The organism is Type-D symbiont of Plautia stali (assembly GCF_001485335.1).
In the GTDB taxonomy this organism is placed as follows: Bacteria; Pseudomonadota; Gammaproteobacteria; order Enterobacterales; family Enterobacteriaceae; genus Pantoea; species Pantoea vagans_C.
Genome location: NZ_BBOC01000012.1, coordinates 24,330 through 38,493 on the forward strand (window position 1 = coordinate 24,330; position 14,164 = coordinate 38,493).

At 54.7% G+C, this 14,164-nt stretch carries 8 protein-coding genes and 1 pseudogene; 7 read left to right on the plus strand and 2 right to left on the minus strand.

Annotation, left to right across the window (positions count from 1 at the left end; all coding sequences use genetic code 11):
* Window positions 1–12 precede the first annotated feature (12 nt).
* Together fabI and PSSD_RS05835 are read left to right on the plus strand one after the other, a co-directional pair.
* Complete coding sequence (gene fabI / locus PSSD_RS05830) at window positions 13–801, plus strand: enoyl-ACP reductase FabI (protein ID WP_007892455.1); 789 nt, start codon at window positions 13–15, stop codon at window positions 799–801.
* A gap of 206 nt (window positions 802–1,007) precedes the next feature.
* Window positions 1,008–2,129, plus strand: a complete 1,122-nt coding sequence (locus PSSD_RS05835) for a CMD domain-containing protein (RefSeq protein ID WP_058969924.1) — start codon at window positions 1,008–1,010, stop codon at window positions 2,127–2,129.
* On the opposite strand, the pseudogene PSSD_RS05840 reads toward PSSD_RS05835, so the two are convergent.
* Window positions 2,126–3,023 (minus strand): annotated as a pseudogene (locus PSSD_RS05840) (LysR family transcriptional regulator). The gene PSSD_RS05835 and the pseudogene PSSD_RS05840 sit on opposite strands and share 4 nt — an antisense overlap.
* 230 nt (window positions 3,024–3,253) lie before the next feature.
* Window positions 3,254–4,843 carry a PTS transporter subunit EIIC gene (locus tag PSSD_RS05845; protein WP_058969925.1) on the minus strand — a complete coding sequence of 530 codons (1,590 nt, stop codon included), beginning with the start codon at window positions 4,841–4,843 and terminating at the stop codon, window positions 3,254–3,256.
* Between the two features lie 248 nt (window positions 4,844–5,091).
* Here PSSD_RS05845 and PSSD_RS05850 point away from each other — a divergent pair, with 248 nt between their 5' ends.
* From PSSD_RS05850 to pdeR, 5 genes are all read left to right on the plus strand, one after another.
* Complete coding sequence (locus tag PSSD_RS05850) at window positions 5,092–7,401, plus strand: FdhF/YdeP family oxidoreductase (RefSeq protein ID WP_039336694.1); 2,310 nt, start codon at window positions 5,092–5,094, stop codon at window positions 7,399–7,401.
* Between the two features lie 126 nt (window positions 7,402–7,527).
* Window positions 7,528–9,462: an exoribonuclease II gene (locus PSSD_RS05855; protein ID WP_058969926.1), complete on the plus strand. Its 1,935-nt coding sequence runs from the start codon at window positions 7,528–7,530 to the stop codon at window positions 9,460–9,462.
* A 203-nt stretch (window positions 9,463–9,665) separates the two neighbouring features.
* Window positions 9,666–11,732, plus strand: a complete 2,067-nt coding sequence (locus PSSD_RS05860; RefSeq protein WP_039334732.1) for a carbon starvation CstA family protein — start codon at window positions 9,666–9,668, stop codon at window positions 11,730–11,732.
* Window positions 11,725–12,021, plus strand: coding sequence for a YbdD/YjiX family protein (locus PSSD_RS26445; RefSeq protein ID WP_071885739.1), 297 nt, complete (start codon window positions 11,725–11,727; stop codon window positions 12,019–12,021). The genes PSSD_RS05860 and PSSD_RS26445 overlap by 8 nt, the downstream gene beginning before the upstream one ends.
* A gap of 156 nt (window positions 12,022–12,177) precedes the next feature.
* Complete coding sequence (pdeR, locus tag PSSD_RS05870; protein WP_058969927.1) at window positions 12,178–14,163, plus strand: cyclic di-GMP phosphodiesterase; 1,986 nt, start codon at window positions 12,178–12,180, stop codon at window positions 14,161–14,163.
* Window position 14,164 lies beyond the last annotated feature (1 nt).

Sequence of the window (14,164 nt, forward strand, 5' to 3'; positions counted from 1 at the left end):
AGGATTACAGCTATGGGTTTTCTTTCCGGTAAGCGCATTCTGATTACTGGCGTTGCCAGTAAACTCTCCATCGCCTACGGTATTGCACAGGCGATGCACAAACAGGGCGCAGAACTGGCTTTCACCTACCAGAACGACAAATTGAAAAGTCGTGTGGAAGAGTTCGCTAAAGATTTGGGTTCTGACATTGTTTTGCCATGCGATGTGGCAGAAGACGAGAGCATCACTGCGCTGTTCACCGAACTGGCAAAAACCTGGCCAAAATTTGACGGTTTCGTTCACTCAATTGGTTTCGCCCCTGGCGACCAGTTAGATGGTGACTACGTGAACGCCGTGACCCGTGAAGGCTTCAAAATCGCTCACGACATCTCTGCCTACAGCTTTGTTGCGATGGCGAAAGAGTGCCGTGCGATGCTGAACCCGAATTCAGCCCTGCTGACCCTGTCTTACCTGGGTGCAGAGCGCGCTATCCCGAACTACAACGTAATGGGTCTGGCGAAAGCGTCTCTGGAAGCAAACGTACGCTACATGGCGAACGCAATGGGTCCTGAAGGTACGCGTGTCAACGCCGTGTCTGCGGGTCCAATCCGTACCCTGGCAGCCTCTGGCATCAAAGATTTCCGTAAGATGCTGGCTCACTGTGAAGCGGTTACGCCAATTCGCCGTACTGTCACCATCGAAGACGTGGGTAACTCTGCGGCCTTCCTGTGTTCAGACCTGGCGGGTGGTATCACCGGTGAAGTGGTACACGTTGATGGCGGCTTCAGCATTGCCGCAATGAACGAGCTGGAACTGAAATAATGTAGAAGCCCACGACTGTGGGCTTTTGGGCGGCCTGATGGCCGCCCCTGCAACCCTCGCCTTATACCAACCCGCTATTTGTTATTCCCCTTCATTCTTTTGCCACAGACAGTGCTTCAGCGACGATAAGCTAGCCCTTTGGTGGCGATGCGCTTTTCAGATTTGCTCGTCGTTAACCAAGTCCGTTTTTTGCGCAAGGAATGACCATGGAACAACGCCGTTCTCCCGGCCATGACCACTGGTTTTATGAAAGCCAGACTCGCCCGCAATCCCATGCCACCGCGCCCCTGGTGCCCGAGGCCGCTTACATTGAAGATCGCTTTTTATTGGGCCTGCAGCAAGAAGCCAGCGCGTTACAGCCGCTGCTGAGTCGCTTCCAGCCTGCCTTACTGGCCGCGCGCGATCTCAGCCAAATTCTGTTTCCTGACACCCTGAACACCTCGCTGACGCACACCTTAACGCTTTACGATCGTCTCAGCACCGCGCTGACCGTGGCGCAGGTGGCTGGTGTGCAGCGGCTGTGCAACCACTACTCGGCACGCTTGAATCCCTTACCCGGCCCCGACTCCTCACGGGAGAGCAATAATCGCCTGACGCAGATAACTCAGTACGCGCGCCAACTGGCGATGCAACCGGCCTTGATTAATGCCAATAGCATCAGCGCTCTGGATGCGGTCGGGTTGACCGAGCCGGACATTGTCACGCTCAATCAGTTGGTCGGATTTGTCAGCTATCAGGCGCGCGTGGTGGCCGCCTTGCAGGCAATGATGGGATTGCCAGTGCGCTGGATCCCTGGCGTTTCACCGCCGCCTGATGCCGACCCTGTGCTGTTTTCTTCTTCTTCGACGTGGCAACACGCGTTGAAACCGGTCGAACTGCGTTACGCCAGTGCGGAACAGTTAGCTGCTGTCACCTTCTGTCAGGGCATAGCGGATTTAGAGGATGCCGTCTGGTTGTTGGTACAGGATGCGCAGGTTCTGTACGGCTGGGCCACCCTGCAACAGCGCCTGGGCGACCATTTTGGCGAAGAGGCGTCTCTGGCGCAGGCGGTGAGTGCACGTGTCCTCGGGTGCCGTCGTTTGTTTGCACAACGAGTCCACCATCACCGCGATCTGCTGTTACAGGACGTCGATAAAGCGGGAGAAACGACCCCACTGATTCACGTCAGTGCGCAGTTGGTCCGTTTGCCAGAGCGCTTCAGTGCCGCGCATCTGCAGCCCTTGTTGAATGCTGGATGGGGCAGCGAACGCATTTTTACCCTGCTGCTGGCGGTGGCCTTCGCCAGTTGGCAAGATCGTGTATTTATGGCGCTGGGTGAAGTACGTTAATCTGGCAGATGTCGACGCGCTTCATCAAAGAAATGCTGGGCCAGCGGCGATGCCCTGCCCGGCTCGGCAATCACCAATGCGGCCTGGCGTCCCATGGGAGCCATTTCAATCGGGCGGCGCGCCAGATTCTGCAACATCTCCGGCAATAAGTGATCGCACGGCGACACCATCACGCCCAGCCCCACCTGCGCACTCTGCAGCAACTGCATAATCGAGGCACTCTCGACAATCACACGCGGTAAGATCCCGGTTTCTCGCAGCTGTCCATCCAGGTAGCGGCGAAAATAGCGCGTGGGTTCGGCAAGGCACAGAGGTTGCGCCGCCAGTGTCTTCAGTGAAAGGGTCTGCTGTTCCAGCAGTGTCGGGAAATGCTCAGGGTTAAAAAATCGCTTCGACGCCGCGATCCTTCAACAGTGCGGTCTGGAAATGCAGTTCACGCAGTGACGTCAGTTCAAAGAATCCGATACCGCCATCGACGGTGTGACTGTTTAATGCCTCCAGTAGTTGGTCGGCACTCATCGCCGCCACGCGATAATCCAGCTGCGGATAACGCGCCTCGACGGCTTTTAACAGTGCGGGCAGTGCCACACTGCACTGCGGCATCACACCCAGACGCAGCGTACCGTTAACACCGTGCTTCAGTGATTCCACTTCCAGTTTCAGGCCCTGATACACCGACACAATCTCGCGCGCCCAAGTCAGCACCCGTTCGCCTTCCGGCGTGAAACCGTCGAAATTATTGCTGCGATTGATCAGCGACAGGCCCAGCTCGCGCTCAAGATTTTTTAGCCGCATCGATAACGTCGGTTGGCTGACAAAACTGGCTTCTGCCGCGCGGCCAAAATGGCGTTCACGCTCTAAATTACAGAGGTAAATCAATTGCTTGATGTCGATTTTTTCATCCACCCTGAAGACACGATCGCGCTATGGTAGCAAACTCAGGCGCTAAAAAGCACAAAGGCCGCCGGGAGGCAGCCTTGGAATAAATTATTGCCCCACCCGGCGCTTATCTCCGGCACTCGCAATGGCTTAGCTCTTGAAGGGGCGAAGCCATCTTCGCAAATTTCCGCCATAGAGATTTAACAATGATTGCGAATTTTATTATTAGCGTGGTAACTAAATATTTATGCCACGCCTAAGGCACTTTTTACCTCGCTGGCAATCTTTTCCACCTGCGGGCCATAGATCACCTGCACATCATGTTCGCTCACGCGATTAACGCCGTTAGCCCCGGTAGTCAGCAGCGTCTGATCAACCACTTCATTCATCTGCTTTACCCGCACACGCAATCGGGTAAAGCAGCAATCGACGTCCTCTATATTGCCCTGCCCGCCTAACCCACTGATGATCACTTTAGTGCGCTCATCTGCCGTGACCTGAGCGGTTTGTGGTTCTTCATCCGACTCACGCCCCGGCGTTTCCACTCGCATCCTTGTGATTACAAAACGGAAACCGTAGTAATAGATCGGTGCATAAATTACGCCCAATACCACTGTCCACCACCAGTGCGTTTTGCTACCGCCCAGCATGCCGAATACCACCAAATCGATGGCGCCGCCCTGCACGTTACCAATCATCAGATGCAGCATCGACATCAACATAAATGATAAGCCGGTGAGCAGTGCGTGCAGGATGTAAAGCACAGGGGAAACGAAGATAAAGCAGAACTCCAGCGGCTCGGTGATCCCGGTGGTAAATGATGTCAGCGCGCCTGCCAACACCAGCGCTTTGACGCGCTGTTTATGTTCTGGCCGCGCCGTGTGGTAAATCGCCAGGGCTGCGGCGGGCAAGCCAAACATCATCACCGGAATTTTACCCTGTGCAAGAAACTGAGTGGCATTGCGGACAGTGTCATCGGGGATGGCGCCAGGATGGGTTAAGGAACTATTGAAGATATTGAGCGCACCCACAATGGTTTGCCCGTCCACCGTTGCCATGCCGCCAATCGGCGTGAAGCGCACGGTTTCATTGAGGATATGGTGCAACCCCGTGGGGATCAGCAGTCGCTCACCGGTGCCCAACAGAAATGCACCGTACTGGCCACTCTTGCCAATCATCTGCCCTACCCACGCAATCCCAGCGCCAAGGGTGGGCCAGATCAGCGCCAGTAACACGCCAATCAGCGGTAACACGATAATGGTGACGATGGGCACAAACCGCCTCCCGCCAAAAAAGCTGATCGCGGTAGGCAGTTGCTGAGTATAGAAACGGTTATGCAACAGCACGGTGATCAGCCCGGCAATCACGCCGCCCAGCACGCTCATGTTATAGGTGAATATCCCCAGCATGTCGATGTACTCGGCGGAAGTCATCATGGCCGTGGTCTGGTCCATACCCGCTTGCTGCAGCGCTTCCGGTGTGGTGGTGGCGGCAGTCAACCCTTTAGCGGCCAGTGTGGCATTGATACCCACATTCATCGCGATATAGCCAATCACGCTGGCAAAGGCCGCCGTGGGTTTTTCTGCTTTGGCTAAGCCAATCGCGCTGGCGACGGCAAAGAAAACCGGCAGATTGGCAAACAACGCAGCAGCCACTTTACGAATAAAGCCGATGATCAACTGAGGTACATGCAAGTTTGCAAACGCATCGCCGGTGACAGCCGGGTTTTGCATGGCGGCTGCCAGCCCGAGAAAGATCCCTGCGGCGGCAATAACGGAAATCGGCATCATTAAGGCTTTACCGAAGGCATGGATTTGGCTGGCCAGATTCTTCATGGTGCGCGCCCTTTCTTCGATTGAAAGAGCAATTATTAGTCAGTTATCAATATTTCACGTCACAGCGGCCGGCTGTCAGCCTGAAGAATTTGAACTGCATCACGCTTTAATGCCTGGTAACGCGATAAACCGCCTCTATCGCACCATTAAACCAATCAATTAGACAACTTTTGCTGTCAGTCGCACACTTCTTTCCAACAGAAGTCATATTCTGATAACAATTCATAAACAATAAGCCTGCGACGACCATGAAATTTAAACGTAAAATTCAGCCTTATCGTGCCGCTGCTGGCGGTTGGGGCTCTTTGGAAGCAACCACTCGTTTTGTCCTTGATAGTAAAGCTGCCCTGAAAAACATGCGTAACCTGATGCGCATGAACAAAGCGCGTGGCTTTGACTGCCCAGGTTGTGCATGGGGCGACGACAACAAAAGCACCTTTAGCTTTTGTGAAAACGGGGCCAAAGCGGTCACATGGGAAGCCACGCGTCGCGTGGTGGAGCCCGAATTTTTTGCTCAGCACAGTGTCAGCACCCTGTACCAGCAAAGCGACTACTTCCTTGAGTATCAGGGCCGCCTCACTCACCCAATGCGCTATAACAGCGAAACCGATCACTATGAACCGATCGGTTGGGATGATGCGTTCGCGTTGATTGCCAAACACCTCAACGCGATGGATCACCCCGATCAGATGGAGCTGTACACCTCTGGTCGCGCCAGCAATGAAGCCTCATGGCTCTATCAACTGTTCGGCCGCGTGATGGGCACCAACAACTTCCCGGACTGCTCAAACATGTGCCACGAAGCGAGCGGCACCGGCCTGAAGCGCAGTATTGGCGTGGGTAAAGGCACCATCCGCTTGGACGATTTTGATCACGCTAATGCGATTTTTGTCTTCGGGCAGAACCCGGGCACTAACCATCCGCGTATGTTGCACAGCCTGCGTCATGCGGCCGATCACGGTGCCAAAATCGTCACCTTTAACACTCTGCGTGAGCGTGGACTGGAGCGTTTTGCCGATCCGCAAAAGCCACTGGAAGTGGTCACCTCAATGGCAGGCACGATTAGTTCTGCCTATTACCAGCCCAATCTGGGTGGTGATATGGCGGCGATTCGCGGCATGGTGAAAACGCTGCTGGAAGTACAACGTGAGCGCCTGGCGGCAGGTGAGCCGGGTATCTTTGATCAGGCCTTTATTGATGCCAATACCCACGGCATTGAGCATTATCTTGCGGCGGTGGATAACACGCGCTGGGATGACATTGTGCGTCAATCTGGCCTGAGTGAAGCGCAGATCCGCGAAGCAGCGGCGATTTATCAGAGTGCTGAACGCGTGATCATCACCTGGGCGATGGGCATCACCCAGCATAAACACTCGGTGGATACAGTACGCGAAATTACCAACCTGCAACTGCTGTTTGGTCAGTTGGGCAAAAAAGGCGCCGGTCTGTGCCCGGTTCGTGGTCACAGTAATGTGCAGGGTAACCGCACCATGGGCATCGATGAGAAGCCCAACAAACCTTTCCTTGATGCATTGGGCGCACATTTCGATTTCGAACCCCCACGTGAACACGGCCACAACACCGTTGAAGCCCTGAACGCGATGCTGCGTGATGAAGTCAAAGTGCTGATTGCACTGGGCGGTAATCTTGCTGCGGCGGCGCCGGACTCTCCGGTGACAGAAGAAGCGCTACAGCATTGCGGCCTGACCGTGCACATCAGCACCAAACTGAACCGAAGCCATTTAGTACCGGGCCACGAAGGTTTGATTCTGCCGACGCTGGGCCGTACTGAACGCGATCGTCAGGCCAGCGGCAACCAGTTTATTACCGTTGAAGACTCCTTCAGCATGGTGCATGCATCTGAGGGTGTCGGGATTCCACTGGCCGATACACAGCGTTCTGAAACCGCGATTGTGGCCGGCATTGCACATGCCACGCTGGGCAGCGACAAGATTGACTGGTTAGGCATGGCGGATAACTATGATGTGATCCGCGACCATATCGGTGCCACCATTCCGGGCTTCGCGGATTTCAATAACAAGTGTGATATTCCGGGTGGTTTCTATCTGGGAAGCGCCGCGGCTGAGATGCGATTCAACACGCCAACTAAGCTGGCAGAGTTTAGCGCGGCAGCCCTACCGACCTCGTTGTTCCCGCAATTGGGCAACGATGTGGAAGTCCCGTTCACGCTGCAAACACTGCGCTCGCATGACCAGTACAACACCACCATTTACGGCCTCGATGACCGTTATCGTGGGGTGTACGGTCAACGTGAAGTGGTGTTTATCCATCCGGATGATATGGCGTCCCTGGGCTTCAGCGAAGGTCAGTTGGTGGACATTGAAACCCTGTGGAACGATGGCCTGACACGCCGGGTGAGCGGCTTCAAGCTGGTGCCGTATAACATTCCGCGTGGCAACCTGGCGGCCTATTATCCGGAAACCAATCCGCTGGTGCCCCTTTCCAGCTATGGTGACGGCAGCGGTACACCGACCTCCAAATCGGTGCCGGTGAAACTGGCGTTAACGGCCGCTGTACCTACGCAGCGTATCGCCTGAGTCATCAGCGTTATCAGAAGGTAAAAAGCCGCGCAAAGCGGCTTTTTAGCCTGTTTTGGCCTTGCCGCGCGCCCCTGATTCGCGTAAAACTGTCCACCGCTCTTAGGCCACGAAACTAAATACATTATGTTCCAGGATAACCCGCTGCTCGCGCAGCTGAAAGAGAAGCTTCACGCGCAAACCCCGCGCGCCGAAGGTGTTGTGAAAGGCACGGAAAAAGGGTTTGGCTTCCTTGAAGTCGATGCCCAAAAAAGCTACTTCATTCCTCCTCCGCAGATGAAAAAAGTGATGCACGGTGACCGTATTTCAGCGGTGATCCACACTGATAAAGATCGCGAGAGTGCCGAGCCGGAAACCCTGATCGAGCCGTTCCTGTCCCGCTTTGTCGGTCGCGTCCAGAAGAAGGATGACCGCCTGTCGATTGTCCCTGACCATCCTCTGTTGAAAGATGCGATTCAATGCCGCGCGGCGCGCGATGTCACGCATGAATTCCAGAACGGTGACTGGGCTGTGGCAGAAATGCGTCGCCACCCGCTGAAAGGCGATCGCGGTTTTTATGCTGAACTGACTGAATTCATTGTCACTGCGGACGATCACCTTGCGCCGTGGTGGGTCACCCTGTCGCGCCATAATCTGGAGCGCGAAGCGCCGAAAGTGGCCTTCGGTGAGATGCTCGACGAACATTTACAGCGTGAAGATCTGACCGCACTGAACTTCGTGACCATCGACAGCGCCAGCACCGAAGATATGGATGATGCGCTGTATGTCGAAACCACCGCCGACGGCAACGTGTCACTGACTATCGCCATCGCCGATCCTACTGCCTATGTGGCAGAAGGCAGTGAGCTGGATAAACTCGCGTCTAAGCGTGCCTTTACCAACTATTTGCCGGGCTTCAACATCCCCATGCTGCCGCGTGAGCTGTCTGACAATGTCTGTTCACTGCGTCCTGACGTCCGTCGCCCAGCCTTGGCTTGCCGAGTTACCGTGCTTCCCGACGGCAGCCTGGCTGACGATGTGCACTTCTTCGCGGCCTGGATCGAATCTAAAGCCAAGCTGGTTTATGACGAAGTCTCCGACTGGCTGGAAAATACCGGCAGTTGGCAGCCGGAAAATGACGCCATTGCTGAGCAGATCCGCCTGCTGCATCGTGTGTGCCTGGCCCGCAGCGAGTGGCGTCAAACCCATGCGCTGGTGTTCAAGGATCGTCCTGACTACCGCTTCGTTCTGGGTGAGAAAGGCGAAGTGCTGGATATCATCTCTGAACCACGCCGCATCGCCAACCGCATCGTAGAAGAGGCGATGATTCTGGCTAACGTCTGTGCAGCAAAAATGCTGCAAGAGAAGTTGGGCTTCGGTATCTACAACCTGCACACCGGTTTTGACCTGGCGAATGCCGAGCAAGCCGCTGGCGTGCTGGCAGGTCACGGTATTACCGTTGACCCTCAGGCGATCACCACGCTGGACGGTTTCCGCCAGCTGCGCCGTGAACTGGATGCACAGCCAACGCAATACCTCGACAGCCGTATCCGTCGCTTCCAGAGCTTTGCCGAAGTCGGCACCGAGCCGGGCCCACACTTTGGCCTTGGCCTCGAAGCCTACGCGACCTGGACTTCGCCAATTCGTAAGTATGGCGACATGATCAACCATCGCCTGCTGAAAGCTATCGTACGAGGCGAGAGCATTGCGCGCCCTAACGATGACGTCACCACCATTATGAGTGAGCGTCGTCGTCTGAACCGCATGGCTGAGCGTGATGTCGGTGACTGGCTGTATGCGCGTTTCCTTGCGCCGTCTGCTGGCACTGACCGCAAGTTCAGCGCGGAGATTATCGACGTTTCTCGTGGTGGCATGCGTGTGCGTCTGCTGGAAAATGGTGCCGTTGCCTTTATCCCTGCCCCGTTCATTCACGCGGTGCGTGATGAGCTGGTGTGCTCGCAAGAGAGTGGCACCGTGCAGATCAAAGGCGAAGTGGCCTACCGCGTGACCGACATTATCGATGTGACCATCGCCGAAGTGCGTATGGAAACCCGCAGTGTCGTGGCGCGTCCTGCTGCCTAAACCCAAAATAATTCGAATTGCAGTAATGCTGGCGGGATAACATCTGCTATCCCGCATTTCCCTTCCTCCGTTTTATCTGAAGTTAAATTTGCCTCCCGCTTCACACTTCTGATTCGACTACCTTTCGTTAACAATTCATTACATTACTTTTAACTTGTTGTATCCGATCGCTTATTTTCCCGGTCCCTACAAGGAGTTAACACATGAACAACGTCAAAACCGGATTGATCTGGTTAGCGGTGGCGTTAATTGGTGCTGGTGCGTTTGCCATGCTGGCACTCAGTCGCGGCGAGCACGTCAATGCCGTCTGGCTGGTTATTGCCTCCGTAGCCTGCTACAGCATTGCCTATCGCTTTTACAGCCTGTTTATTGCTGAACGTATTTTTGAACTGGATGACCGCCGCCGCACGCCGGCGGAGCGCCTGAATGATGGCCTCGATTATGTTCCTACTAACAAATGGGTGCTGTTTGGTCACCACTTTGCAGCGATCGCCGGTGCTGGCCCGCTGGTTGGCCCGATCCTCGCGGCGCAAATGGGGTTCTTACCTGGCACGATCTGGATTCTGGTCGGTGTGATGCTGGCCGGTGCGGTGCAAGACTTCCTGATTCTGTTTATCTCTACCCGCCGTGATGGCCGTTCATTAGGTGAAATGGCGCGTCAGGAACTGGGATCTTTTGCTGGTGTAGTCACCATGCTGGGGGCGCTCGGCGTGATGATTATCATCCTGTCTGCGCTGGCGCTGGTGGTGGTGAAAGCCTTGGCCAATAGCCCATGGGGACTGTTCACCATCGCAGCGACCATTCCGATTGCCCTGTTTATGGGCGTCTATATGCGCTATCTGCGCCCTGGCAAAATCGCTGAAGTCTCGATCATTGGCTTTGTGCTGATGATGGCGGCGATCATTTACGGTGGTGATGTGGCGGCCGATCCCTACTGGGGACCGCTGTTCACCCTGAAAGGGACCGAACTGACGTGGGTGCTGGTGATCTACGGCTTCGTCGCCTCTTCCCTGCCGGTGTGGCTGCTTCTGGCACCGCGTGACTATCTCTCGACCTTCCTGAAAATCGGCGTGATCATCGGTCTGGCGGTGGGCATTTTGTTTGCCATGCCAGAACTGAAAATGCCGGCGGTAACCAAATTTATTGATGGCAGCGGCCCCGTGTTCTCTGGCGCGCTATTCCCGTTCCTGTTTATCACCATCGCCTGTGGAGCCATCTCCGGCTTCCATGCGCTGGTCTCCAGCGGCACGACACCGAAACTGGTGGAACGCGAAAGCCATATCCGTTTTATCGGTTATGGTGCAATGCTGATGGAGTCGTTCGTGGCCATTATGGCGTTGATTTGCGCCTCCGTGCTTGATCCGGGCGTTTACTTCGCCATGAACGCCCCTGCCGCGCTGATTGGCACCACCGTGGAGAGTGCTTCTCAGGTGATTAACGGCTGGGGCTTTGTGGTGACGCCTGAAATGCTGAGTGGCATTGCCCGTGATGTTGGGGAATCCACCGTGTTGTCCCGTGCAGGTGGCGCACCCACCTTTGCCGTAGGCATGGCGCACATCATCACCGAAGTGTTTAACAGCCGCGTGATGATGGCCTTCTGGTATCACTTCGCCATCCTGTTTGAGGCGCTGTTTATCCTGACGGCGGTGGATGCCGGCACGCGTGCCTGCCGCTTTATGGTGCAGGATCTGGTGGGTACCGTGGTGCCTTCTATGGCTAACAACCGCTCCTGGCTGGGCAATATGGCGGGCACCACCGTTGCCGTGGCGGGCTGGGGCTTCTTTGTTTATCAGGGTGTGGTCGATCCGCTGGGCGGCATCAACACGCTGTGGCCACTGTTTGGCATTGGCAACCAGATGCTGGCCTCGATGGCATTGATTCTGGGTACAGTGGTGCTGTTCAAAATGAAGAAACAGCGTTACGCGTGGGTGACAATTCTGCCAACCGCGTGGCTGTTTGTGACCTCAATGACGGCAGGCTGGCAGAAGATCTTCCATGAGAAGCCGTCCATTGGTTTCCTTGCCCAAGCCAACAAGTTCCGTAAGGGTATTGATGAAGGTGTGATCATCGCGCCGGCAAAAACCGTGGCCGACATGCAAACCATCGTGTTTAGTAATCAGATTAACGCGGCCCTGTGCGGCTTCTTTATGCTGGTGGCCGTCACCATGCTAATTGCCGCCTTCTTTGTCATCCGCCGGGCGTTGCGCAGCCACCTGCCTACCACCCACGAATCTGAAATCTCACTGCGTAAAGAGGTGCGAAATGTCTGAGTCCATTTTTCGCTGGAGAAAACCGGTCGGTGTCTGGCATATCAAGCACTGCTTACCGATCGCAACCGAGACGGCTGGGCAAACTCTTAATCGCTGGCAACGTATCTGGCAGGGATTACAGCAAAGTTTTCGCTTAATGGTTGGCGTTCATGACTATCAAACTTATCTGAAGCATATGCGCCAGCATCATCCTGGGCAGACGCCAATGGATGAACGCGCCTTCCATCGCTATTGCCTTGAGGCGCGTTTTCCCAGCCAGGCTGGCAAGCTAGGTAAGTGTCCTTGCTGACAAATCTGAGCCCCGATTTTCGGGGCTTTTTCGTGCCATTCTTTAGTGAAAACAAAAATATATTTGGTTTGCATCTTGTGCTGATGCTGGAGGTTGAATACTGTTGCTAAAATAATGAGATACCGACCGCTGAGCATTTCCCCGGAGGAAGTTTCCATGACCGATGAACAAGGGCAAACGCTGCTATACACCTTGTTTGGCACAACCAGCCCTCATTGGCGTTTAACTTCAGATAGCGATGCTCTGCATTTTGCCGAAGACGAGAACGCGCGCACCAATCTGGCGATTGCCCTGACGCCTGCACAGGCCAGCCTGTTACGTGCGATGACGGTTATCACCTCCAGCATCAACCTCACACTCTCTTTGCATGGATCGCCCGTGCCGATGCACTTTGTGGGTCGCAAAGTGAATCAATCCACCTGGGCTGGCACCTCTTCCGCCTGGGGCGACACCTCTTCCGTGGCCCGCGATTTAACGCTGGGCTTATCTTTCGCTGAGCAGGTCGTTTCTGAAGCTAACTCGGTGATTGTAATCCTTGATCAACGCGGCAATATTCAGCGTTTCAACCGCTTAAGCGAAGAGTATACCGGTCTGAAAGAGCAGGAAGTGATCGGCCGCAACGTGTTTCAGCTATTTATGACTAAGCAGGAAGCACAGGCTTCGCGTCGTAACATCGCCGGCTTCTTCCGCGATGGTAATTCTTACGAAGTAGAACGCTGGATTAAAACCAAAAAGGGTCAACGACTGTTTCTGTTTCGTAATAAGTTCGTTCACAGTGGTAGCGGGAAAAATGAAATTTTCCTCATCTGTTCTGGAACAGACATCACAGAAGAGCGACGTGCCCAGGAACGCCTGCGCGTGCTCGCTAATACTGATACCGTGACCGGTTTGCCGAACCGTAATGCCATCCATCAACAGATTAGTCTGGCACTGGAACTGGCTAACGGCAGTCAAACCGGCGTGGTTTACCTCGATTTAGACAATTTTAAGAAGGTTAACGACGCTTACGGCCATATGTTTGGCGACCAGCTCCTGCAGGCCGTGTCGTTAGCCATTCTGAGCTGCCTTGGCAAAGATCAGACTCTCGCGCGCCTGGGCGGTGATGAGTTTGTGGTGCTGGCCGAACACACCAGCCAGGCGGCACTGGAAGCGATGGCATCGCGCATTCTTGAGCGCCTGCGCCAGCCGTTCCGCGTCGGCCTGATTGAGGTCTACAGCGGCTGCTCTATTGGTATCGCCCTCGCCCCTTTGCATGGCGAAGATCGCGAAAGCCTGATTCGCAACGCCGATACCGCGATGTATCACGCGAAAGAGAATGGTCGCGGCAAGTTCTGCGTGTTTGCCAACGAGATGAACCAGCGTGTTTTCGAGTATTTATGGCTTGATACCAACCTGCGTAAAGCGCTGGAGCTGGAGCATTTGGTGGTTTACTACCAGCCTAAACTGGACCGCGATGGCGAAGTGCGCAGCGCTGAAGCGCTGGTGCGCTGGAACTCGCCTGAACGCGGTTTGGTGCCGCCTGGAGATTTCATCTCCTATGCCGAAGAGTCCGGCCTGATTGTCCCACTTGGCCGCTGGGTGATGCTTAACGTGTTGCAACAAATCATTCAATGGCGCAGTGAAGGCATCTACTTAAGAGTAGCAGTCAATGTTTCAGCTAAACAGCTGATTGATCAAAGTATTTACAGCGATTTGAAGCAGGCTTTGAGTGAGGCGGGCCTCAGCGATTGTCCGATTGATATCGAGTTGACCGAAAGCTGCCTGATCGAAAACGAAGCGGGCGCGCTGTCGTTGATGAAACAGTTTCAGGAGCTTGGTGCTCAGGTTCATCTCGATGATTTTGGTACTGGTTACTCCTCGCTATCTCAGCTGGCTCGCGTACCCATTGATGCGATTAAGCTTGATCAAAGCTTTGTGCGGAACATCAATAAACAGCCGGTTGCACAGTCACTGGTACGCGCCATTGTTGCTGTGGCTAAAGCCCTTGAGCTGCAGGTGATCGCTGAAGGTATTGAAACTAAAGCCGAAGAAAAGTTCGTGTTAACCAACGGTGTCGATGGACGTCAGGGCTATTATTATGCAAAACCAATGCCCGCAGAACAGCTCGGGCATTGGCTGGCTAAGCATCCTGCCCGCGTTTAAC